The sequence below is a fragment of the Hydrogenophaga sp. GW456-12-10-14-TSB4 genome, assembly GCF_059424305.1.
The window spans coordinates 216,380-239,809 of sequence record NZ_JBWKZH010000001.1 but is presented as its reverse complement, the minus strand read 5'-3'; the positions used below and the strand labels follow the sequence as shown (position 1 = coordinate 239,809).

23 protein-coding genes are annotated in these 23,430 nt (G+C 58.0%); 17 read left to right on the top strand and 6 right to left on the bottom strand.

Features of this window, described 5'->3' with window-relative positions; genetic code table 11:
• Window positions 1–57: 57 nt before the first annotated feature.
• Window positions 58–1,251, bottom strand: a complete 1,194-nt coding sequence (locus AC07ZS_RS01165) for an ATP-binding protein (RefSeq protein ID WP_492440174.1) — start codon at window positions 1,249–1,251, stop codon at window positions 58–60.
• 281 nt (window positions 1,252–1,532) lie between these two features.
• Here AC07ZS_RS01165 and AC07ZS_RS01160 point away from each other — a divergent pair, with 281 nt between their 5' ends.
• A complete protein-coding gene (locus AC07ZS_RS01160) occupies window positions 1,533–2,555 on the top strand; it encodes a type IV toxin-antitoxin system AbiEi family antitoxin domain-containing protein (RefSeq protein ID WP_492440176.1) in 1,023 nt (340 codons plus the stop codon).
• 20 nt (window positions 2,556–2,575) lie between these two features.
• Window positions 2,576–3,427: a nucleotidyl transferase AbiEii/AbiGii toxin family protein gene (locus tag AC07ZS_RS01155; RefSeq protein WP_492440178.1), complete on the top strand. Its 852-nt coding sequence runs from the start codon at window positions 2,576–2,578 to the stop codon at window positions 3,425–3,427.
• A gap of 81 nt (window positions 3,428–3,508) precedes the next feature.
• On the opposite strand, the gene AC07ZS_RS01150 is transcribed toward AC07ZS_RS01155, so the two are convergent.
• The 5 genes from AC07ZS_RS01150 to AC07ZS_RS01130 form a co-directional block, all read right to left on the bottom strand.
• Window positions 3,509–4,336, bottom strand: a complete 828-nt coding sequence (locus tag AC07ZS_RS01150) for an HNH endonuclease family protein (RefSeq protein WP_492440180.1) — start codon at window positions 4,334–4,336, stop codon at window positions 3,509–3,511.
• A gap of 16 nt (window positions 4,337–4,352) precedes the next feature.
• Entirely contained in the window at window positions 4,353–5,756 is a 1,404-nt protein-coding gene (locus tag AC07ZS_RS01145) for an AAA family ATPase (RefSeq protein WP_439606906.1), read from the bottom strand.
• Window positions 5,757–5,894: 138 nt separating this feature from the next.
• A complete protein-coding gene (locus AC07ZS_RS01140) occupies window positions 5,895–7,763 on the bottom strand; it encodes a P-loop NTPase family protein (protein WP_492440183.1) in 1,869 nt (622 codons plus the stop codon).
• 6 nt (window positions 7,764–7,769) lie between these two features.
• On the bottom strand, window positions 7,770–8,255 hold the full coding sequence (locus AC07ZS_RS01135) for an ABC-three component system middle component 2 (RefSeq protein ID WP_439606908.1): 486 nt from the start codon (window positions 8,253–8,255) through the stop codon (window positions 7,770–7,772).
• Entirely contained in the window at window positions 8,243–9,313 is a 1,071-nt protein-coding gene (locus AC07ZS_RS01130) for an ABC-three component system protein (protein ID WP_492440185.1), read from the bottom strand. The genes AC07ZS_RS01135 and AC07ZS_RS01130 overlap by 13 nt, the downstream gene beginning before the upstream one ends.
• 363 nt (window positions 9,314–9,676) lie before the next feature.
• On the opposite strand from AC07ZS_RS01130, the gene AC07ZS_RS01125 reads away from it, so the two are divergent.
• From AC07ZS_RS01125 to AC07ZS_RS01055, 15 genes are all read left to right on the top strand, one after another.
• Window positions 9,677–10,777: a DUF4062 domain-containing protein gene (locus AC07ZS_RS01125; protein WP_494796811.1), complete on the top strand. Its 1,101-nt coding sequence runs from the start codon at window positions 9,677–9,679 to the stop codon at window positions 10,775–10,777.
• A 30-nt stretch (window positions 10,778–10,807) separates the two neighbouring features.
• The gene (locus AC07ZS_RS01120) at window positions 10,808–12,583 is read left to right on the top strand and encodes an alkaline phosphatase D family protein (protein ID WP_492439382.1); all 1,776 of its coding nucleotides are present in this window, start codon (window positions 10,808–10,810) and stop codon (window positions 12,581–12,583) included.
• A gap of 33 nt (window positions 12,584–12,616) precedes the next feature.
• On the top strand, window positions 12,617–13,495 hold the full coding sequence (locus AC07ZS_RS01115; RefSeq protein WP_492439380.1) for a hypothetical protein: 879 nt from the start codon (window positions 12,617–12,619) through the stop codon (window positions 13,493–13,495).
• Window positions 13,496–13,826: 331 nt separating this feature from the next.
• On the top strand, window positions 13,827–14,426 hold the full coding sequence (locus AC07ZS_RS01110) for a TIR domain-containing protein (protein WP_492439378.1): 600 nt from the start codon (window positions 13,827–13,829) through the stop codon (window positions 14,424–14,426).
• 250 nt (window positions 14,427–14,676) lie between these two features.
• On the top strand, window positions 14,677–15,819 hold the full coding sequence (gene thcB4 / locus AC07ZS_RS01105; RefSeq protein WP_492439389.1) for a Thoeris type III anti-phage system protein ThcB4: 1,143 nt from the start codon (window positions 14,677–14,679) through the stop codon (window positions 15,817–15,819).
• A gap of 1 nt (window position 15,820) precedes the next feature.
• Window positions 15,821–16,441 (top strand): Thoeris type III anti-phage system protein ThcA, encoded by a 621-nt coding sequence (thcA, locus tag AC07ZS_RS01100; RefSeq protein ID WP_492439376.1) that lies wholly within the window; start codon window positions 15,821–15,823, stop codon window positions 16,439–16,441.
• Window positions 16,438–16,935, top strand: coding sequence for a TIR domain-containing protein (locus AC07ZS_RS01095; RefSeq protein ID WP_492439374.1), 498 nt, complete (start codon window positions 16,438–16,440; stop codon window positions 16,933–16,935). Before thcA ends, AC07ZS_RS01095 begins: the two co-directional genes overlap by 4 nt.
• Window positions 16,936–17,209: 274 nt before the next feature.
• Entirely contained in the window at window positions 17,210–18,379 is a 1,170-nt protein-coding gene (locus tag AC07ZS_RS01090) for a hypothetical protein (protein WP_492439372.1), read from the top strand.
• Window positions 18,380–18,381: 2 nt separating this feature from the next.
• Window positions 18,382–18,765 carry a hypothetical protein gene (locus tag AC07ZS_RS01085; RefSeq protein ID WP_492439370.1) on the top strand — a complete coding sequence of 128 codons (384 nt, stop codon included), beginning with the start codon at window positions 18,382–18,384 and terminating at the stop codon, window positions 18,763–18,765.
• The gene (locus AC07ZS_RS01080) at window positions 18,762–19,448 is read left to right on the top strand and encodes a hypothetical protein (protein ID WP_492439368.1); all 687 of its coding nucleotides are present in this window, start codon (window positions 18,762–18,764) and stop codon (window positions 19,446–19,448) included. The genes AC07ZS_RS01085 and AC07ZS_RS01080 overlap by 4 nt, the downstream gene beginning before the upstream one ends.
• Before the next feature lie 378 nt (window positions 19,449–19,826).
• On the top strand, window positions 19,827–20,939 hold the full coding sequence (locus AC07ZS_RS01075; RefSeq protein WP_291087662.1) for a tyrosine-type recombinase/integrase: 1,113 nt from the start codon (window positions 19,827–19,829) through the stop codon (window positions 20,937–20,939).
• Between the two features lie 157 nt (window positions 20,940–21,096).
• Window positions 21,097–21,549, top strand: a complete 453-nt coding sequence (locus AC07ZS_RS01070; RefSeq protein WP_291087659.1) for a hypothetical protein — start codon at window positions 21,097–21,099, stop codon at window positions 21,547–21,549.
• Between the two features lie 298 nt (window positions 21,550–21,847).
• Window positions 21,848–22,204: a hypothetical protein gene (locus AC07ZS_RS01065; RefSeq protein ID WP_291087714.1), complete on the top strand. Its 357-nt coding sequence runs from the start codon at window positions 21,848–21,850 to the stop codon at window positions 22,202–22,204.
• A 24-nt stretch (window positions 22,205–22,228) separates the two neighbouring features.
• Entirely contained in the window at window positions 22,229–22,699 is a 471-nt protein-coding gene (locus AC07ZS_RS01060) for a MerR family transcriptional regulator (protein ID WP_291087657.1), read from the top strand.
• A 12-nt stretch (window positions 22,700–22,711) separates the two neighbouring features.
• Window positions 22,712–23,293: an RES family NAD+ phosphorylase gene (locus AC07ZS_RS01055; RefSeq protein ID WP_291087654.1), complete on the top strand. Its 582-nt coding sequence runs from the start codon at window positions 22,712–22,714 to the stop codon at window positions 23,291–23,293.
• Window positions 23,294–23,430: the final 137 nt, after the last annotated feature.

Sequence of the window (23,430 nt, the reverse complement as noted above, 5' to 3'; positions counted from 1 at the left end):
CATGCTTCCCGATCTTTTTGTGTCGTCGGTTTGGGGTAACTGCTGTGCACTGGCGGGCTACTCGGTGCCTTGCAGCAGATTGCCTTGCCTGCTCAGCGGTGGCCAGGTCCTGGCCATCGCTCGGGTTTCGTACCAGCGGTGCATGGCCGCGTCTTCCACGGCGTATTCCCCTCGGGCCGATTTCCACACCAGCGCCGGCATGCGCTGGCGCAGGGACTCCAGCGCGTTTTGCGCCTGCTGCGGTGTCACCGCCTTGTCGCGCCCGGTCTTCTCGCGGTAGAAGCGCAGCGCTTCGGCGTCATACGGCCTGAACCGAGGGCCTTGCTCCAGCATGCGCCACAGCACCGCCTGCTCCAGCGGCTTCAGGCCCAGGTAATCTGATTCCATCTGGCCTTCATCGTCCTGCTGGCGCTGCGCAGCGGCCTGCAGCATGGCGGGCTCAAAGCGGCCCGTCAGCGCCGCCAGCGGGCTGAGCACCTGGCCCAGCGCTTCCATGAAGAACTGCGGCCTGCTGCCAAAGCCTTCAAATGCCGCCTGCAGCGTGGCCTGGTCCACCGGTGCCAACTCCGGGCGCTGCGCTTCGATCAGCTGCACGATGTGTGCAATGAAGTCTTGCCCCAGTGCCGGCATGGTCTTGATCTGCGAGCCATAGAACGGCGAGCCGTTGGTGTTCACCAGGCGCAGCAGCTTGTCGCGGTCCGAGCCCGACATCACCAGCATCAGGTTCACCACGCCTGGCCGGTTCAATTGGTCGCGGGCCGACTTCAGCGCTGTCATGGCCGCCTCGCCTGCCTCGCTGGTCAACGCGTGCTGGGCTTCGTCAATCACCAGCGCTACTTGTTTGTTTGCGGTTTCGTGCAAGGCGCGCAAGGCGTCCACCAACGTCAGTCCGTCCAGCTTGCCGATGCGGCTGGTGTCTACGTCTAGCCAGCCGGCCAGGCTCACTTTGTTCAGCCCGGCCTTCTTGGCGGTGCGTGCGACCATACCCAGATGGGGTTGCAGGGCGCGGCCAATGGCATCGGCAATCAACACCCCGGGGTCGCGCGTGGCATCGGCCCAGAGGTCCACGTACACCACCACCACGCCCGCTTTCTCGAGCGCCGGACACAGGTCTCCACGCAAGAAGGTGGTTTTTCCGGTGCGCCGGGGCGCGGCCAGAAACAGGCCGTTCTGGGCGTCGCCAAAGGCGGTCTTGCCCTGGAGTTGGTGCACCAGTTCGTCGGCCAGGGCGGTGCGGGGGTAAGCGATCATGTTTATCCCGTTTTATTTTGATTTGGATAATTTATCAAAATCAAAATAAAAGTCAATAAAAGAGTGACGCTACGTCGAACCAGCCAAGTACAGCCGGTCGGTGGGGTTTTCCTCGATGGCGCACGTCATGCTGTCATCAACTCTGACAGCGAGGGTGGTTGAAAATCCTGATGGAGCGTTCTCGAGAGTTGCTTGGCCAGCATCATGTGGCGTGGTTAGCCTAAAATCTGTCCTAAGGACAGATTTTAGGCTAACCACGTAAGCATCACAAACAAGCAATATTGCGATCGAAGCACAATGTATGTAAAATTAACGTCCTCAGGACGTTAATTTTACATACATTGACAGGTAACAAGAAAATTTCAAAAGCCGTCATCGCTCCTGCAGAGGGCATTGCAGACCGATTGGCGACGTGGGAGCGGCCGGTCGTCACCGACTATGAGCTGGGCGCTCTGCTGTGTGCAGCGCTGCCAGCTGCGGATGCAGCCATCGAGCCTGGCGTGTACAAGGCCATTGTTGACCGTTTGAGTTCCTTTCACCTGATCTCGCCGGCCAAGGAGTTCAAGCCTGGGGCGGTGTTCCAGTTGTTTGGCCGCCCCAAGCCCTCCGCCATGGAGGTCGCGTGTGCGGTGGATCCATTTGCCTGTGTAACCCACCTCAGTGCGATGGAGTTTCACGGTCTCACGGATCGCTTCTCCAAGATCCTTTACCTGACGACCCCCCCAGACAAGGAGTGGAGAGAGCAGGCTCAAGAGAGGATGGCCAGGGATCTCGGCCAACACATGGCGGTGCACCGCGCAGCCAGGCTGCCGATGTTGCGGTACTTGGGCTTCGAGCGTGTTGAGGGTGTGCGTGTCGAGTTGATGCGGCGCTCCAGCCGCGGGGCATTCAAGGCCATCAAGTCTCCGTCCATCCGAGTCGCCATGGTCGGCAGGGTGTTTCTGGACATGGTGCGTGAGCCCGACAACTGCGGGGGCATGCAGCACGTGGTGGATGCCTACCGCGAGTACGGCTCACAGTACCTGTCCCTCATCCTGGATGAGATCGATCGTCACGGCAAGCCCATCGAGAAGGTGCGAGCTGGCTACCTGCTGGAGGCGGTTTGCAGAATCCAACATCCGCGCATCGACGGCTGGAAGGACTTTGCACAGCGGGGCGGCTCGCGCATGCTGGATCCCCAGGGCGAATACGCCCCGACGTTTTCTGAGACTTGGAAACTGTCGATCAATGTGCCTTCGTTGTTGACTGATGGCCGCGACGGGGAAGGGCAGGCTGGAGAAGACCTGGCCGGGGAGGGCACTTGAGGCCGTTGAACGAGGTGGATATGGAAGCCTGGGTGCAGCAGGCCCCCGACAAACCCCAGAGAGGTTTTCGGGAGGCGGTGCACATCATCCTGGAGAGCATCGGGCGCTCCCAGCACCTGCACGCCAGGATGGTGATGAAAGGCGGACTGTTGATGGCCATCCGCTACGACAGTTCGCGCTACACCCGTGACATCGACTTCTCCACGACCGCGCCCTATGTCGCCCTGGAGGCGCAAGAGCTGATCGCCGACCTGGAGCAGCACCTGGCGGCGGCTGCAGACCGCTTGCCCTATGCGACAGCGTGTCGTGTGCAGTCCAACAAGATCGAGCCCAGGGGCGAGAACAAGACCCACCAGACACTGGCGCTGAAGATCGGCTACGCCGACATGGGCAGCGAGAGTGCGATGAAACGCCTTCTTGCTCGCAACTCCGCTCAGGTGGTGGAAATCGACTACAGCTACAACGAGGTTGTCTTCGGGGTGGAGGTGCTGCAGCTCGATGGCGGCACCACCATCCAGAGCTACAGCCTGCACAACATCGTCGCCGAGAAGCTGCGCTCCTTGCTGCAGCAGCCGGTTCGAAGGCGCAACCGTCGCCAGGATGTTTACGACGTGTGTCTGCTGTTGGACTCGCCCGACTTGGTCGATGCGTTGGGAGCGCCGGAGCTGGCAAGCATTCACCACATGCTGGTGGACTCGTGCCGATCCAAGGGAATCGAACCCGGTCCGCTGTCGATGGACGACGAGGCGGTCGTGCGCATGGCACGGCAAGGTTACGAGGGGCTCAAGGACGATGTCGCGGGCGATCTCCCGAACTTTGACGAAGCCATGGCCCGGGTGCAGGGACTGTACCGCTCACTGCCGTGGCAGTAGGAAATCCGGCGAACGTTTGCCTGTTGTTTGGTCGATGGTGTTGAAAACACCGATTATCGAAACTGGACCCCCCAAAACCTCCTAGAGCGGAAATCCTGCTTCTTTCGCAAAGAAGCGCGCCATTCCTGTGTACTGCCGATCAGATCGGCACATTCTTTCGACTTGGAGTTTGGCGATGTTCTTCGCTTCTCGTGTCCCCTGTTGCCACACGTACAGCGCGAACTGAAGCTCGTTGTAGACAACAAATCTGCTCCGAGTAAGTGTCTCGCGGTTCAGGCCGAGATACTCGACCGCAGCGTTGACCGCGCGCTTGGCACGGGGCTTGGCGTTGGTAGGGGCAACCAGATGTACTTCTTCGTTGACTTCTGACACTGCCCAAGCAAACAGCTTCTCCGGATCCTCCAAATACGGGTTGGGCAGGTCTGAGTCCTCAGTGAACCACTTCTTCAGTAGCTCGCTGTCGGTGACAGTAGCGGGATCAGGGCAGATGCGCGCAATCAACCTCTTGAGCGCAGCGTCTTTTGGAAGTGCCTTGGGAAGCTTGGGTGCCTTCAGCATCCTGGCGCTCACTGGAAACTTGTCGCTCTTGTAGGTCTGGTTGCACAGCTGACAAGAGAAGTTGTAGTTGTCGACACAGAGGGCCAGCCACCAGTAGATTGATTTCGGCCGGAAATGCTCTACATCGCCGTGTGCGACCTTCTCCGTGTCTGATTCGCAGTAGGCGCACTTGCCGAAACTTTCGGTTTTAAGAACTTTCTTGGTCTTGGACCAATCGCCAAGGGCCCCCTTGAATTCAAGGGAATCTCCGTCCCGGATGCGGGCCGCCACCAAGTTGACGAGTTTGGAGAAAAGTTTCTCTCCAGTGAAGTCCGGGTGAATCTGGTCCCTGGTACGGGTGAGCTTAATCATGAGATCTCACCTCATCTCAAGGCGCTGCGCGCTTGGTTGCAGACTTGACTGCAGCCTTTGTGGCCACAGATTTCTTGGTAGTTGACTCTGTCGATCGCGGCTTCGCTTTACTTGCTGGTGCAGGCGAGCGCATCGGTGTCGCGCGCAGCCTGGGTTGCGCCGCGTGGCTTGCAGGCAGGAGGCGACTGAGGGTTCTCTGCACCGCCATGGCAGAGGCAAGCGCCGGCACTTCTGCAGAGGGCAGGGGGGTCGTGCCTTTGAGCTCCTGTGCAATTTCGTCGAGACGTTTGATGACGGATGACGACCGCTTGCTTCGAGCGAGCTCAATGGTGCGCGCCTCTTGGCGCAAGGCCGCAACCTTTGGCGAGTCCAGCGTCTCCAGGCCGATCAGCGGCGAGAGGAAAAGTTCGGACAGTCGCAGTTTGCTCGGGTCACCTTTGAACTCGATGAGAGTGGGCGGACTTGCCCCTTCGCGCTTGATGACGAATAGCTCACCCTCTCCACATTGCTGGATCGACAAAGGTGAATGAGTGGTTGCGATTATCTGGAGATTCGGGAAAGCTCGGTTGAGGAAGTCGACGAAGCTTCTTTTCCAGACAGGGTGTAGATGCAAGTCCATCTCATCAATGATGAGCACACCGCGAGAGTGCAATGGCGATTTCCAGTCGCTGAAAGTCTCGGTCATTCGATACAAGATGTCGCCCGCCCAGGCCGCCATCGCTTGATAACCTTCAGAAAGATTGCGTAGCCTGACCTCTCCATCCTGCGTGTTCATCCAGATGGCGAACTCCTTCTTGTCGATGCGGCTGAAGGACATCCCGGGCAGTAGTGAGCCCAACGCTTCGGCAATTACCTTGCGGCCCTCTTTCCCCTCTCGGTAGTCGAGTTCGAACGCCCATTGTTCGACGCTCATCAGTTCGGAGGCAGCTGAGAAAAGGGTGCCAATGTTGTCGGCCCGACTGATGCGCGCACGGCGCCCGGATTTTGATGAATTTAGAGGGTCGGGTGGTCGCCTGAACGCCCCGTATCCAGCGACGAAATAGTTGCGGTCTGCCTTGTCGATTGCTGCATCCAGCAAAGCCAAACCCTTTTGATTGCGGCGTATGACGGAGTCGCGGCGGTCACCGCGATGTATCTCAAGCAGAAGTTTGCGTGTCTCTCCCTGGGCAGTCGTTATCTCCGCTCGCACTCGTGCGATCTTGGCGCCGTTGCGCACCCAAGCGTCCGGGTCCTCCAGTAGCTCTGCCAAAGCATCAGATCCGGCGAGTACCAGGCCGATAGCCTTGAGGACTGTGGACTTACCACAGCCGTTCTCCCCGAGTAGGACGGTCCAGCGGCGAGTTTGCGTTTTCGTGCCGAAGTCGAGCGTGAGCTCTCGAATGGCGCGCAGATTCTCAATTTCTATTCGTCTCAGGTACATGGCGGCTCCAAAATGGAAAGAGACCTTGAGGTTGAGCTACTGTGACTCGTGGTGGGCGCCCAAGCAGACTTGAACGGTAGTGGCGCCGTAAGTCGTCTTGTGCACGCGCAGGTCCTCGGCATCGGCTGGCTGTTTCATTTAGTCTTCAACGGAACCGAGAGATCCGGGCGCATCACCGAAAAGGCCCGGGCTCATAATGGACCGGAGAATGTCGCGGTGTGGAAAGAAGCCTGGCCGTCCCAACCCCGGCACGCCCGAAAACTCGATTGGCTTCAATATCTCGGCTGTTGCATCGGCCACCTCTTCGTTCTCCAAGACGATGATTTGGCCGTTGCCCGACCAGTTCGAAAGCCAGGCGTAGAACTTGTCGGTCACCCTCGCCAGAGGAACATCTGTGCTCTCTTGAAATCTTGGGTCCGCGTAGGCTTTTAGTGGCGAGTCAATAACGACCACTCCTAAGTGGGGATGGCCTTCCTGCAGTGCATGCTCCATCAGCGCGATGACAAGTGAGGACAAGTAGAGCGCTCTGCGGCCAGCGCCGTAGCTGAGGCGAGGGCGATCATTTATGACAAGGTCGCACTCCTCTGCGTCAAGCGCGATGTTCTCAATGTCCGCGAAGCCCCACGACTCAAGAAGTGCCTTGGAGCGATCTGCGACTGCACGTCCGTGCGTTCCACCGTCTCGGTTGACGACCAGCCTTTTTCGCACACTCGACGCCTTTAGCCTGGCGATTTCAGCGGTCACTCGCTCCACCTCATCGAAGATCGCCAATTGAGCTGTGAGATCGCTCCGACGGAAAGCCAGTGTCTTCGGGTCAGCATCGAATTCGATTCGCGAGCCTTCTATCGCGAGGGCCTCTTGTCTCTGAAGGCCGTTCAGGAGCTGGGCCACACGCTCTGCTTCAACCCTCAGAGTGTCATACCTTTGCGTTTCGCGAAGCAAGGCCGAAAGCAAGCCAGAGCGCAAGCTGCGAATCTTGTCGGCCTCTGCGGCTATTGCCACTCGGTATTTGGCCGGCGCGGCTGGCGTGAGATCTTGCGGGTCCACCTGCATTTCCGTCGGCGTTCCGCAAAGAGGACACGGCACGCTTGGCAACTCCTGGAAGAAAGCTACGCCCTCGTTCGTGGCCCCCAATCTCGCCAAGTCATTCGAGTACTTCTGCTCCAGCAGCTCAAAGCGAGCGACCATCGACTTGGCATGATTGCGTGCGTTGGCAATGCGCGTCAAGACGTCGGAGGTGTCCGCGATGTCTCGCCTCATCTGCTTTAGCAGCGTGGAGCGGGCCTCGTACTGAGTCGTCATTGCCGCCAGCGTTCGGTCTACCCGTTCAAGTGCATCCGTGACATCCTCGCGCTTTACGTCATCGGGCAAGCCCGCCTTTGTTCGCTCCAGCGCAGCTTCAGCGGAGGTCAATTGCCCCTTGATGCGGTCGACCTCAGCCTTGGTTTTATTGACTTGTATCGCGGCGTCGTCAGTGCCACTCAAAAAGAGATTGAACGATGAGATGCGCTTGGTGGTCGCGTATCCCTGTCCACTTGTTGGGTCCTCACCAGGAATTTCTGTTTGGGACCAAAGGGACCAATGACGCAGGTCGTCTCCAGTGACGGGACCGCGGTCACTTTGGTTGCGCAGAATCTGTTTTCCTGCGGCCTTGGAGAGCTTGACGAGAAGATCTCCGAGATCGTCTTCAAGCGGTTCGAAAGCGGATGCATCAGGATTGTTGAGGGGCCGGTGGTAGATGGCCTCGCCTCCTCCAGAGAGCCCTCTGCGAACCTCATACTGGTTTCCATCGGCAGCTAGTCGAAGTTGCAGCTGTTGATAGCCTTCCGCCAAGGGGATGCCTTTGGGTGGTTTCTCCCCGCCCAACATGTACCAGAGGCAGTCGCGGATATAGGACTTGCCCGTTTCGCTCGGGCCTCGGATGACCTGTCGCTTAGCGTCGAAAGGAATCTCGGCATCCTCGCGGTCGACGCCAACAGCTTTGAGAGTGGTCAGGATGATGGCCATGTTTCCTCAATCGCGAACGACGGCCTCTAGCTCGGCGCCCCAAAGATGGCCGCTCGCGGCAAACTCAGTGGTGAGTTCCTGAGACTCTGAATGTGAAAATCGCTCTGCCACCCAGAAGCAGCGGCTCTCGAGATCTCGCAAGTAGCGAGAGGTGAGCGTGGTCGTCAGGGTTCGCGCAACGTCACCAGCAAAATAGGTGATGCCTTGCTCGCTCCAGGTCGCTGTCACGAGCCCCCGCGTGCTCATCAGATAAAGGCCTTGTTCGATGAGCTCGCGTCGACTAAGCAGCTCTGCGCCTCGGAAGGGTACCGGAGTGTGCAAACTGCTTGGCCCATTGAGATCTGCCGAGTAAACCACTGCGTAGTCGAGCAGCACGAGTTTTTGAAGGTCCGCTCCGCGTGGAGATAGCGCTTGCAGCAGATAGACCATTCGTAGGCCGAGTTCGAATGGCGAGTTAAAGGCTGCAGGGGCCTTGCGCTTTACTTGACCCACGATAGCTGCCCTCTGTTAACAAGGTGATGGCACGTGCCTGGCAGATCGCCCGGCCTGAGTTTTGATGCGAGTACGCTGTCGTCAACTCTGAGCTTTGAGACTTCGCTGGTCCCCTTGTCTAGACGCTCCAGGCCAGTCCTCAGCGAGGGACTGTTCACCAGTGGCCTGATGCCTTTGCGCACCATCGCGAGCAGGTCATCAAACTCTTCCTCGCCATAGAGGTCGCGGCTGAAAATCTTCAGGCCCTCAGCGCAGTAGAAGAGAGTCCTTTGGTCTTGAAAATGTTCTTGGTACCTGCCAGGTGCCATCACATCGTCAGACGTCAATAGTTGCCCACATTGTTCGCCATAGGCCTTGAGCAGTTGCTCCACGTACACATGCTCGTCAGGACTGAGAGACGCAGGTGCGTCAGGGTCATTTTGGCGCTGTGCTTCCATACCGAACAACTTGTGATGCGCACTGCGGTCTAGCGCGTGCCATTCGATGAGGTCGCGCGTTTGACACTCTCGGATCTTTGCGAAATCGAACTCGTTAATCAATTTCGAAAGTGGTGCTGTCAGCTCAGCCGATCGGCCCTTGAATCCAGTCTTTCCTTGCCTCCAATCGCTCAAAAAGCGCCGCTTGAACTCGGAGGGGTTGTTGATCATGTTGCCAAGATCATTGCCGACACCTTTGGGCGCACAGAATAGGTAGTAGCGTGGGCGAGGGTACGTCTTGGCTTCCAGTTGCTGGAAGAACTTGGCTAACTCAGGGAAGGCGTTGGTTGGTGTCAACCCAGTCGCGTAATGCTTTGCTTGGTAGAGGTCCCATCGGTCTTGAGTGAGCGTGGTGTCAAGTCGCGCTTCAACATCTCGTCCACCATCACCCGCGCCCCCCAAGCGCTTGACAAAGGCATAGCGAACCAAGCCCTCCAGCGGGCGCAGTCGGCATGCCGCCTCAATAAACTCTTCCCACTGCGCAGGTGAAAAGTGAATAACCTGAGAAGACGGTGGAATCACCCCGCCTTTCACCCCAAATTGATTCTTGCGCGCGCGGCGACCTTCGGCTTTTGATGCCATTTCTGCAGGCGTCCTCGATGAAAGAGTGACTTCGCGCCCAGCCCTCCCCAGGCACAGCTAATGTGGCTAAGTGTAACAAAGCAGCGGAGGTTGGTGGCACCATTTGCGCAGCTGCTTGCAGCGTATCGCGGTTCGCGCAGACTCGCGCCAAGGTGGCAACAGGGCGCCGAACAATCTTTACGCCAGGCTTCCAAAGTTCGCTGAGCGCAGGCTGCACAGACAACCTAGCGGCTCCGCTCCGTGGGGCTAGCCGGTATCCTTGCGCGAGGAATGGAATATTCAGCTTGACCGAGCGCTATGAAGATGCGCGGCAAGCATTCAAAGATGGAGGGTAACTTGGCCACAACGCAGAGAATCCGAGTGATGTTGTCCAGCCGCTGCCTGGTGAACTTCTCTCCAGATCAGCAAGTGACCCTAACGGAGGTCCGCCGCGCTCTGAAAAAGGACATCGAAAGACAGAAGCTCTTCGGCTCCACCCCGTTTGAGGTCTGGATAAACGAGGATGCAGAAGCGCTTGATCACTCGGCAGACAGCTGGGACGCATGTCTGAAGCAAGTGCGAGATTGCGACATCCTCATCGTTTTGTACAACGGCGATGCTGGGTGGGCGAAGACGGGCGAGGACATCGGCATTTGCCATGCAGAGTACGCCGAGGGAGTCAAGTACTCTCCCGGCAAGGTCAGAGTGTTGGCTCTGCCCAAGAGCGCATCGACCGGAGACAAAGGCCAAGATGGCAGAAACGCGCGTTTTGCTGCGTTTGTTGAAGCGGCCTCCCCCTTTCGTGGCGGCGAAATTCACACGATTTCAGACCTCTCCGCTGCCGTTCAGAGGACGATCTTCGACGCCGTTCTCGCACAAACCAAGCGAGGCGCAGAGGGCTCCAAAGTCGGTCGCTTCGACCTCGGCGCGTCCCTTGAATGGAGTCGCATGGACTTTGCTGGGCGAAAGAATGTCATGGAGGCCGAGGTTCGTGCGTCCCTGACGGGGCGAGCAGGATACAAGCCCAAGAAGGGCGCGCTGTGCGTATCTATCGCTGGCACCCCAGTGCTGATCAAAGTCCATGCCGTACCGGCTGCGATGAATGTCGCGGCGGCAAGGGAGTTGGTGGGGCGTCCCCATTTGAACGACCATCGCTTGGCACCCGATCTGGGTTCGGGTGGGGGGCCGTTGCATGTCATTGCCTGTCACCGATCGGTGACCGAAACCCAGGCAACTAACCTACTCGGCTTCCCGGATGCGACGGTTGTGAGCAGCCCGTTTGGCATCTACTTGGCTGACAATGTACAGAAGATGCAGTTCGTCTTCCTGGCCAACTGCAGGGACTCAGTCCAGACGAGGATGGCTACCCAGCGATTTTTCGAATGGCTTGAGCAGGCCGGAGAGGCAGAACTACTGGCAGCGAGGGCCAAGGCGCGTGCGAGGATCGTAAGTGCGATTGCCAAAGAGCAGTATTCTTCCGTCTGAAAATTCAAACAAGCTGAGTAGGGGGGCACCATGACCAAGCTGTATCTAGGACCAGTGTTGTCCTTTCGCGGAACCAGTGCCGAGGGTGACTGGGCAGTGACCGCCCTCGTCGGCGTCGATAGCAAGGCAAAAACTCCCGTACTGACCCTCGACGGTATTCAAGTCAAGCCGCCCGTCGTGCTCCTTGAACATGCGGGAAAGAAGTACCTTCGATATGACTTGTCGTGCAAGCAGAAGAAGGAAGAGCGCCGAGTTGAGTACAAGGTCAAGGGCGCTGCCCAGGCATGGTCGTTCACGGTGCCCGGGAAAGGCTATGCGCCACGCATGGCCTACGTTTCGTGTAATGGTTACTCTGAGCCCAGTGCACTGCGCAAGCTCATCAAATCTGAGAATGCCGTCTGGGAGGACCTTCTGTGCAACCATGACAAAACTGTTCGTCCTGCCGGTTACATGCTCGACAAAGAGCAGCTTTGGCATGAAGCGCGCACCAACGACAAGGGTAATCAGCGATTCCACTTGTTGCTCATGGGAGGTGACCAGATCTACTTTGACTCTATCTGGGAAGACTTGAAGCAGCTCAAAGGTTGGATAGGTCTACATCGCGAGAAGCAACTGGACTACGCAGTGAGCGATGAACTAGATAAGGCCATTGAGGACTACTACATCAATCTGTACAGCGCTCGCTGGTTGCCTGTGGAGCGCCAAGCGTGGGGCGCCGACGAGAGGTCCCTGGACGCTGCGCTTGCTATGGCCAGCATGCCCACGGTCATGATGTGGGACGACCACGATATCTTTGATGGTTGGGGCTCGTACAGTCCCCAGATGCAACGCAGCCCGCTGTTCAAGCGACTGTTCTTTCATGCTCGTAGGGCGTTCTGGGTGTTCCAGATGCAGCACGCAATCGAAATGTTGCCTGAGCTCAAGCTGCGCACTGACGTGCAGGTCCGAACGGACGACCCTCTCTTCGAGCGCATTGATTGGGCGAAGGCGCTAAGGGCGGACAAGCTCAAGTTACCACTGCTTCAAAACCAGCCTGGGTTCAGCTTCACGCACGCATTGGGGCCGCTTTTTCTGGTGGTTGCTGATCTACGAACAGAGCGCTCTCATCATCAAGTCCTTGGGCCGCACACGTGGGAGGCCCTGCACGCTTGCTTGAAGGAAGTACTTCCGAATGACCGCAAGCATCCTGGATATGGGTGTCAACACCTCTTGTTTATGTCTTCGGTGCCCGTTGTACACCCCAAGCTGTCGTTGGCAGAAGCGTACATGGACAACTTCGGGTCAGAGCATGTGCTCGACAGCAGCGCAGACGACCTGAAGGATCACTGGACAAATGACGACCACGAGGGCGAACGCAGACGGTTAATCGAAACTCTGCTTGACACGGCCAGGAAGAAACAGCTGCGGGTTTCGATAGTTTCTGGCGATGTTCACGTCGCGGCCTGGGGCACTGCCTACAAGGCAGACGTTGGCCAGCGGGAGAACTGGGCGCACATTCAGCAGTTCACCTCGACTGCTATCGTGCACCCCTCACTGGTCTCTATGTCCGAGCGACTATTCTTCTATGTGTTGAATACGGTCGCACGGCTGAAGCAGTCGCTGGACATCAACTTGCATGCGGAGATGATGTTGTTCCCCGGGTCGAACAGGTACGTGCAAGCTTCCAGGAACTGGTTGGCCCTGGAGCTGGATCTCGGCAAGGGGAACCCAAGCGGAGCGAAGCTGTGGGCGACTTGGCGTTGCGAGACGAAGGATAGCTTCACGAACCACCTGCTGGCTACAGATCCCGTGCACGTAGAGGGTTAAACGAAATGGCGAGTCTCTACTGATCGCTTACGTATGGAAGAACTTAACCGCATCGCAAACGGCTACTTCAGCGCATTTGAAGGCCGCAGTCACTACCCGCCTTTGCTCTCTTGGTATTGGGTCATCTGGGCCGTTATCTTGGTTTTCTGGTTGGCATCCATGGCCCATGCGTTCGTGGCCATCCGTGCCCGGGAAGAGCACTATCCGTTCATGGTTTTCTCGCTTGAGATTTTGTTTCTTGCGAGCTCTCTAATTATTGAGAGCTACAAAAGACGCTCATTGATTTCCACGAATGGTCTTGGCGCGCGAACATCAAGAGAGGAGTTTGACGAGGCAAAAAGCCGCTATTTGAGTCGAGCTCTTCGAAAGAAGCCTAGCCAGTTCGTCGCCGTAGCTCGAGACGCCCAAGAGCTGTTGGCAATGCATGTAAAGCTCCGGTCGGGAAGAGGAACAGCGCCAGCCGAACTGTGGACCAGCGTGTATGACTCAGAACAGAATGCCCGACTCACAGGCATCTTCGTGGGAGCGCTTGCCATTCTCGTCTCGCTTCTTGTTGTCGGCCTGCCTCCCGATGCGCCAAGCATCTTGGAGGTTATGGCGTCCAATGACTTCCTTGCCTACATGAACTTCTGGCTTGGAATTAGCGTCGTAATTTTTGGGCTCGGGTGGATGATTCGATTGATCTGGTTCGAGTTCATGGACATGTCGTCCTTTTGGGGAGCGAGGCTGTCACCCAGGTCGGGATTCCCCCGTATGAAGGTGAACTACCTGCTACGTGATTTGGTGCGGCTACATGTCATCAGCGGGCGGGAGGAAGAGGGGGCCCTCGGACTGCCATACAGACAACATGAGAGGCGGCGTATGAGTCTGGCCGATAGACGATCTTTCATCAGGAGCCGAAAGCGTCGTTGAACCTTAAGCGCGCGGCCATCTTCCACGCATAGGTCCGCATGTGGGAAGGCCGCCACTGGTTGCGGTCCATTAACGGGTCCCGCCGACCGACCGGTCTGTCACTTGCCAGACGTAGATGGAGACGGAGCGTATCGTTTTCTCGGGAGAGAATGCCCCTGCTCGGACGCCCAAGCCATCGGATCGGACGTAGTGAACCGCCAGATCCGCGGGTTTTGAGAGAAAACCATCCCCAAAGTAGGGGAGCCCGGCAAGGCAAGGTAGTTTTGGATTGGTTTATGCACCTAACATGGACAACATCGTCGGCTGCTACGTCAATACTTTCTGAACTTTTATGGCACGTAAGACCTTTTTCAGTTTTCACTACATCCTTGACGTGCAGCGCGCACAGGTCGTGCGCAAGTCGCAGTTCTTTAAGGACCACGGCGAGGCTGGCTTTTACGACGCGTCCGCGTTCGAAAAAGCAAAGAATGAGGACCCTACGGCGCTCAAGCGCTTCCTGCGCAAGGAGATTCAGGGCACCAGCGTGATCTGCGTCCTTATCGGCGCAGAAACGGCCTCACGTCGGTGGGTGCGATTCGAGATCTTGCAGGCGCTTTTCGATGCCCGCGGCCTTATCGGGGTTAGGATCAATACTATCCCTGACTTCAACGGGAAAACGGCGTCGACTGGCGACAACCCCTTCGACCTTCTGGGTGTTTTCCGCAAGGATGGCGCGGTCCAGGTCATCGAGCGCAAGACGGTAAGCGACCCGTGGACCTATACCTCGGACTTTAGTAAGCAGGAACTCGAGACCTGGCCCTACACGCCCAAGCTCCCCCCGCCGGGAAACACAGCTCTCAGCCAGTTCTTCTCCGTCCATAGCTGGACGGGTACGCCGCACGAGAAGATTGAAGGGTGGATCGAAGCCGCCGCTACACAAGCAGGGTACTAGGTCCTTGGCATCCGACGCGGCGCAGACACGGCTCTTCGCTCCTCCGGCGCGAACAGTGGGATCCGTTGCACAAGGTAGGCGTGGAAGTTGATGAAGTGCTCGGGACCTTTTCTCATCATTGACCTGGGATCGGCCCATACCGGCAAACTACCGAAACTGAAGCGATGGAGATCATCTTGTCTGTGCCTGTAATCACCGCCGAGCGAGATCTGCGCAATGCGTCAACCACTAATTCTGAGAGATCTTGAACATGGCCCTCTATCAAGTCGGATTGCTAGGGTCGGTGGATGCAGCGCGTGTAGCGCAGATGAAGGTGACTCTGCAGGAGTTGGTGAGCCCACTGGGCCTGAAGAATGAAATTGAAGTCGTTGCACCAGCCGCCTACGACCCCAAGAACGACTACGCCTCCGTTGCGCTGTACTTTGGTGCCGAAGGTTTGGACCCGGACGAGGCAGCGCTAGTCAAACTGATGCGAGAGGGCACTCCAATAGTACCCATCGTTCCCGACCTCAAGAAGTTCAGCAAGATGATTCCCACGTGCTTGCGAGCAATCAATGGTCTGGAACTGCTGCCTAGTGACAAGGCGCTCATCCGTGCGGCGAACGTTGCGCTTGAGGTTTTGGGGCTGATGCCGCGGCAGCGCAGAATTTTTTTGAGCTACAAGCGTCTCGAATCAACAGAGGCCGCCCTGCAGCTTTTCGAGTATTTGTCGAGCCTGAAGTTCGACGTGTTCTTGGACACACATGGCGTGCCGCCCGGCGACGACTTTCAGGAAGTGCTTTGGCAACGGCTGAGCGACTCCGATGTGCTAGTGATGCTGGATACAGAGAGCTACTTCGACAGTCGTTGGACGAAGCTTGAGTTTGGACACGCACTGGCGAAGTCGCTTGTACCCCTCCGTTTAGGGTGGCCAGGCGTCAAACAGTCCCCACGAAGCCATGCTGCCGAATCCGTGCAGTTCAGCGCCGCTGACTTTGAAGCGGGCGGCAAACGACTAAAAGCAGCGACGCTCGAAACAGCCGGCTTGGCAATTGAGAAGGCGAGAAGTAGGGGCATCGCATTACGCAGTTCCGAGCTGAACAACGCGGTGATCGTTGCAGCACAGAAGATTGATGGACGGTTCTTTGCGCTTGGCCCGAAGCGCACGATCGTCGTAGAGCTCTACTCCAAACACAAGGTCCTGATTTATCCCTCGATCGGTGTTCCAACGGCGGAACATCTTCACGAGGCTTCTCTGCTTGACGCGGACGGGTCGCGCAGAGTGGTGTTCGATGATAGTGGGGTGAGCAGACGAACGCAGGGACACCTGGACTGGCTGGACGGCCAGGTGAAGTCGGCTCGACTGATGCGCAAGGGTCATGCGGCGTGGGAACTTGCCGCGTTGGAGCCCTGATATGAAGCAAGTCTTTCTGTCTGCGGGCATACCGGGCAAAACTGAACTGCCGTGGGGCGCCACGGCTGACCCGATGCTGATTCATTCGGCGGTGCGATCGTTGTGCACCCTTGTCTTCGGCCACAAGCGCATCGTGTGGGGCGGCCAACCGGCTATCACACCGATGATGTGGGCCGCGTGCGAGAACCTCGGCATCGACTACGCCAAGACGGTCCACTTGTACCAGTCGCGATTCTTCGCCGACGCGTTTCCGGAAGAGAACGCGTTGTTCAATAACGTGACGTTCGTTGACGCAGGTCCAGACCGCGCGTCAAGCCTCTTGTCGATGCGCAAGGAAATGTTCAAGAACGAATTCGAGGCCGGGGTGTTCATCGGCGGCAAGGACGGAATCCTCGACGAGTTCGACCTGTTTCGTGCCGCGAATCCGAAGGCTGGCGTCGTGGTGCTGACCTCCACTGGCGGCGCAGCCAAGGAGTTGGGCGAGAAATATCCAGAGTTGAGCGCGCCCGGCGGGGATTTCATCGACTACCTGACATACATGGCAGGGTTCATTGACGTAACTGGCCCAAAGCGAAAGCCGAAGCCCAAGCAAGCACCAAAAAGGGCGAGGAGATCCAAGTGACGAACGCAACCAAGCGTCGAGTGTTCTACAGCTTCCACTTCCTCAACGATGTCTGGCGCGCGGGCCAGGTGCGCAACATTGGTGCGGTCGAGGGAAATACCCCCGTCTCCCACAACGAGTGGGAGGACGTCAAAAAAGGTGGAAATGCAGCGATCGAGAAGTGGATTGATCAGCAGTTGGCGGGCAGAACTTGCACGATTGTTCTCGTTGGCGCCGAGACGGCGTCGCGCCCTTGGGTGCAGCACGAAATTGCGCGGTCTTGGAACAAAGGCATGGCGGTTATGGGGGTTCGCGTTAACAAGCTGCTGAACTCCCAAGGCCAAGCGAGTTACGCTGGGGACAATCCATTTGACAAGGTGACGCTAAAGAGCGGCGCTCGATTGAGCACCTTGGTCAAGTTGTACGACCCCGCCGGCGCAACTAGTCAAGCTGCCTATTCGACGATCGCCAATAACCTGACGGCATGGATCGAAGAGGCCATCAAGTCGCGCTGAGAGTCGAAATTGTCTGTTGGTCACGAGCAGCTCAAACCGGGAACGCCAGTCGGCCAGCTGTCGACCCGCTTGAACGATCGCTTTCCCCCGTTGCTCCGTTGTCTTCTAAGCATCTGGTCGTCAAGTAGGCGGCAGGTAGTTGCCATTGGACGCCTTGGATCGACCGGCCGCAATCGCTGCGGAGCTTCGGACACCAAACTGCTATCCGAAGAGGCTGCATCGACGGTCATCGGATAGCATGCTGTCACTCTAGCTACAAGATGACCCGAGACACATGAGCATATTGCAGTCGAAACCAGGTGAGGAGCACGGTGCCGCGCGTGAGCAAGTTGTGACTGTTCTGGAACTCATGGAAACTCGCATGCTGTGGTCGGCCGCTAAGGCGATCATCTCCGCGACAGGCATCCACGTGAGTCGAGGATGGCAAGAGACCCTCGCACATGCCCGCGAAGACTCATACAGCGACGCGATGTGGATGAATGCATACAAGTCGCTTTCCACGGCTGCCCGGTGGCACACCTACGTGGGCAACAAACACGTCAGCTTCTTCGACCTACGAGAGCAGAACGAGAACTCCAAGGCTCAAGTGCTGGATTGGGCCTTGAAGCGTGCCGTCGACGACCTCCGGCCGATGGTACGCCGTCGACCGTTCGATATCCTCGACGCGCCGATCCACAAAGCCGACCTTGAGCAGTACAAGACCTCGGAGCCGAAGTTGCTCGCGGCTGATTTGCACGACGGCAAGCTGTACCTGCAGTTCTTCAGCACACGCGCGTACTCGATGCGGGAACCGCTAGACATCACTAAGATGGGCGCTGCACAGATCAAGCTCTTCGAGGAATACGAAGAGGTGATCGGCGTCAAGACACGCCTTGTTCCGTGCTTCGACACCGTGGTTGTCGACACCACCAATGATCTTGTCGAATTCCGCATCGACTTCCAACCGGGCATGACCGAGGACAAGAACAGCACGGCCTTTGCGCGCGTGATGAACGAACTTAACCGCGCCACTACGAAGTTCATCGGACAGGGGGCCGTCGGCGTTGGCCTCATGAACCTGCATCCGGCCATCAACCCGATGTATCTGGACGCTGCTTGCGGTCGGGTGACGGCGCTTGGCTTCGTGGCGACGAGCAAGGCATCCTCATCGAACAATCACGGCCAGATTCATCGCACGCGGACCCAAGACTTTCGCAAGGACAGCTTCCATGTCGGCGGCAAGCAACATGTTGATAAAGTTGACCCCTACACGATCGGCATCACTTGGCCTGCCAAGCCGCCCAAGGGCGACCTGTACCTCGAATTGAAGGGTAGCGTCCGTGCGATCTACTCGGGCAAGCTGCGAGCGGTCACCACCGCCGAGTTCCTTGGTTGCCTAGACGGTGCAGACTACGACTTCATCGCCGACCAAGTTCTGCGCCGACTGCCTCGAAGGAAAAGGTGAACGTGATCGGGATCATTCAGGACGACTGGGCTCACGAGCCCCGCGTCAGGGACGCGTGCCTGCACATGTGGAGGGAGCTCGCCTCACGCGAAGTGCACCTCGACCACTACACCTTCGACGACCTTCGGCAGTTCGCTGAGCAGGCTGATCCAGCCGTGGTGTCGCAGGCTTTGCTGTATCTCTCAAATCCAAAGCTTAGGATTCTCAAGACCTGCCTGATGTACGAGTTCAACGGCGGGTTCTTCGAACTGCCGGATGACGAGGTGAACCACTACTCGCGGGGCGAGGAGGTCTTCCATCCGGAGTACGGCGAACCGATCGGTGAGGCGGAAATACTGGTCTGCTTCACCCCAGGCGCTTGCCTTCAAAAGAAGGCGGCTCGATGACATCGATATCGCTCCAAGACTTTGAACGCTACTCATCGAAACGCGCCGTCCAGGCATCTTTGCGCCGCGCAAAGATCAGTGAGGAAGGGTCTTACGAGGAGTTCGTTGACCAACTCTACGACGACATCGATCAGCTTATCTACTCAATGCAAGCAGGCCGTGAGGTCAGGCAGAAGGACAGCGAAGACCGCCTCAGCGCCGAGGTCCTCTTCGGGCTCCGCCTGCATGGATACGAAGCCATTGCCGATAGCAAGACCGGCGGGCACGTCGACCTGTCGGTGAAGATGGGTGAGTTTTCATGGATCGGTGAAGCCAAGAAGGACGGTAACTTCCATGAAGGCTTCCTTCAACTGACCACGCGGTACGTGCCCGCCTCGGGGAATTTCGCGCACAACCAGGGCGGGCTGATCTTCTACTTGATAGCTACGCCAGACGCTCGCGCAAAGCTTGACACCTGGCGCGACGATCTGACTTCCAAGAGCCATACCTGCCTCGATTGCAAGCGAAACCAGCTGGCCTTCTACTCGGACCACAAGCTCGAAAGTTCGGGAACGAACTTCAAGGTTCGGACGATGGGGGTCGCTCTGTATCACAAGCCGAAGGACAAGTCGGCGCGCACGTCCGCCGCAAATAAGACGGCCAAGCAGGCGACAGCAAGCAAGCCGAGCCGAGCGCTCAAGTAGGCAAAAAGAAGCAGGTGGTCTGCGCCTATCGCCGTGCTTGAGACCTGTACCTATTGGGCTCTCTGCGCTTGACGCACTTCTTCATCCATTGGTCTATGGCATGACTGCACGACCCGCACGTCAGCAAGCCGTAGCCGCGGTTAAGGGTGAAGCTGAATATCTAAGTTCCGTGTCTGCTACTGCCCTTGACGTATCGAAAACACATGTTATCGATACAGGGACCCCCAGATTTTTCTGCAGCGTGCAGGGAAGGGGAGACACCCACCGTCAATGCACTCTCACGAACACACCTCCGATTCCATTGCCTCTCACATCCACAGGCCCCCGTGCTGGCCCGAGCTTGCCGCAGGCGCCACACGCTTCGCACAACTGGGTCTCATGACCATCGAGACCCAGTGGCTGGCCAACTTCGCCAGCACCTGCACCCGGCGCGCTTACGCCGCCGACGTCCGGGACTTTGCGGCGTTCTCGGGGTTGCAAACCCCGTCCGAGTTGCTGCAGGTCGCGCGCTCCCATGTGCTGGCCTGGCGCCACCACCTGCAGGCCCAAGGCCTGTCGCCGAGCACGCAGCGGCGCAAGCTCGCGGCCCTGTCCTCGCTGCTGGAGCATCTGGTCGATGAGCAGCTCATCCCCACGAACCCGGCACGCGGCGTGCGCAGGCCACGCCTGGAGAGTCACGAGGGCAGGACCCCGGCGCTCTCACTGGAGCAAGCCCAGGCCCTGCTGGAGGCGCCCGATGCGAACACGCTCAAGGGCCTCAGAGACCGCGCTATCCTGGCCGTCATGCTGCTGGGCGGTCTGCGCCGCGCCGAGGTGGTGGCCCTCAGGGTGCGGGATTTTGATTGTCAGCGCGCGGGTGTGTCGCACCTGCGAGTGTTGGGTAAGGGTGGCAAGACGCGGTTCATTGCCGCTGCACCCCTCATGCGCGAGAGGGTGCAGCGCTACCTGGCGATGAGGGGCGCACAGCCTCAAAGCGATGAGCGCCTGTTCGTTCGGATGAAGGCTGTCCGCCGTCACTCCGGTGCCGGGTGCGATGTCAATCCTCAAGGTCGTCCTATCGAGGAAGACGGTGGACTATTGAATGACAGCGGCAGCACCGGGCGACGCACCAGCGCGCCCCTGGAAATTGGGCCGTACACCGCGTCGTTCGAGCGCAGGCCGAAGAGTCCTCAAAATCTACAGACCAACGCTTCTAATCAGTCGCGGCGTCAGGGGCAGCCCGACACACCACTCAAGTCTTCTGGACTCACTGCGGGCGCTGTGGCCCAGCGCATTGTGCAGCCCTACTTGGCGCAGATCGGAGTGGTGGGGGAGCGGTTTTCTGCGCATGCGCTGCGGGTCACAGCCGCCACGCTCGCTTTGCGTGAGCGCGCCGATCTCAACGAAGTGCGGCACTTCCTGGGGCACGCCTGCATCACGACAACCACCGCCTACGACCGGCGCTGGAGCGATGAGAACCAGCCAGTGAGCCTGGTCCTTCCGCTGGGCTGAGGTCCTCGGCGGCAGGGGGCCTGCGGCAGTGCAGTGTGAGTCGATGTCCATCTCATTTTGGTCATCGACATCTGAGCGAGAGGATCTGCAAAAAGAGGATCTTGTGGACTTGACGTGGAGAGATTTCGTGAGAGCTTGGATGAAAGGAGATCACGAAATGACAACCGTAGCGACCAAACCATCCCATTGCGTTGAACCAAAATTCACCACCGAATGCTCGCATAAACGCATATCCAAATGCACGCCCGAGGTCGGTCTCGTGCACCGTATCGACGTCGGTATCCACATGCTCGCCACCGAGCGTCTCATCATCGAATTGCGCAGCATGGACGCAGGCGAACTGACCACCCTCTATTCTTGGGTGGGTCGGGTTGTCGATCCGGCATGGGTGCGCACTCTCATTGCAAGTCCACAGGCGCTGGAGTGGCGCGATGTCCGGCGTAACCATCTTCGTGGTGGTGAGTCGTACGCCCGTCAGCACACACTGTACGTTCATATTTACGCACCTTTCGAACCTCGCGCGAACGACGCGAACACCCATGAGCGTGTTCAGCGTCGCTTCCTCGATTGGTACGCCTCAGGGGTTGCCAGTACTTCACGTCAATCTTGAGCGTGGTGTCCGCAAAAGATCGAGAGTGATCAATTCCCGCGATAGCCGACTGCGTTGTGTTAATGCTAGTTGGGCACCCGTGGCTCCTAAATTGCCATTTTATCCTGGGCCCGTGCCGCCCGTGCCGGATAGCCGAATCTGTAATCGCGAGCGTCTAGGAGTGGTTGGCACACCGTCGTCGAGCTGCACACATAGGCCGATGAGATTAACGAACTTTACGAACTTGACGTACAAATCGAAGTGATCGAGAATGCCTTTACGCGCTGCAACGAGGCAGCTCGTGAACCGGAGAGCACACATGCTGACTTGGGACGAACCCACGAAATCTGGCCACCCTGCGAGGTCCAGCGTCTTTGCCTGTTACCAAATCATTCGCCGCAATGGGGCCGTCGTATCGTTTGAGCCCTCAAAAATCGCCCTAGCCATCATGAAGGTGTTCCTGGCGGTGCGTGCCACCAGCGAGATTGCGCAGCGCACCTGTAGTAGGTGGCTTGACGATGTGTGGAACGCGCTCATTCCACCCAAGGGCAGTGCACCTGTGATTGCGAGAGCAACTGCGTGCGATCGGCCGCTCTCTCAGGCCTCGCATCAACGCCAGGTCAAGCAGCCTGGGTTCTTCGGCAGCAGCAAGCCCGATATGCGCAATGCACCCTGAACGGGTGTTCAAGACACGACCGCCATGAACACATTGACTTCTCCTTTTTCTGTTGCCCTTGACTCTCTCAACCCACATCGCTCCAGTACGGTCGACCCCTACGCCAGTGAGGCGCAGACGACTGTGTTGTTGCGCCGTGGTGCCGAGTACCGGCGCCAACGAATCATTGCCTCGGACATGATCACGACTGAAGAAGCGGCGGAGCTAAGCGGGACGACCCGCGTGACGATCAACGCTTGGATCAAGAGTGGCCGCTGCATCGGCGTGACGCATTTGCGTCGTGGCTTCAAGATTCCGAAATGGCAGTTTGAGCCCTACGTCTTCCCGGTGATTCAGGCGCTGTCTGAAGCCTTGGGCACCGCCGATGGTTGGCAAATGCTGTCGTTTTTGGAAACGCCGCACGACGCACTTGACGGACTGGCGCCACGCATCGCCCTGGAGCAGGGCGTGCCTGGCCGTCGCATCGTTGATCTGGCAACAGCAGAAGGGCATTGAGCTTGCCTGCACATGAAATTCAAAGACCTGAACCCACCCGTTGTAGAACTCCCATCCCCCTGCGTACTGCACCGCGTCCAGCTGATCCGGCCCCGAGCCAGTAGTCTGCGAATGAATGGTTTGTCCATGCCCCCCGTCGGCTTGATGCAAGGTCGATTTTGTTTGTCAAACGAGCCTGTTGCCTACTCGGCAGATAGCCCCGAGACAGCGCTTTACGAATCGTTGCTCAGGCGTGAAACTGTGAGCAGAGCCCTTTCTGATCTGCGCCGCAGATGCCTGGTTGAGTTCGTGACAACAGGCTCATTGCGTTTGGCCGACCTGCGCGGCCTTGCCGAGCCCTACCCCGTGCTGCAGTCGCTACGAATAACGCAAACACAGGAGCTGGCCGTCGAGTGCAGAGCGATGGCGCTGGATGGCGTGGTCTACGCGTCAGCGCAACATCCCCAGCACTTCTGTGTTGCGCTGTTCCATTCCGGCATCGGACTACTGAGCAAGCGAGGCTCGCAACGACTCGTTAAACCAAGGACCAATCGGCTGCTGCAGGTGTTGGAGATCGCATTATGGAATTCGGGTGTGCCGTTAGACGCGAGTTGATCATTGTTGGGCGGTTGTAGGCGGCTCCCCGCATGAGGCATGGCAGCAGTCGCGTTTGAACGCTTCCTCCTCACGTTCTGGCTTACGGCGCTATTCATAAGCTGTACAGCGTATTGAGCATTTTCAGCGTATCATAT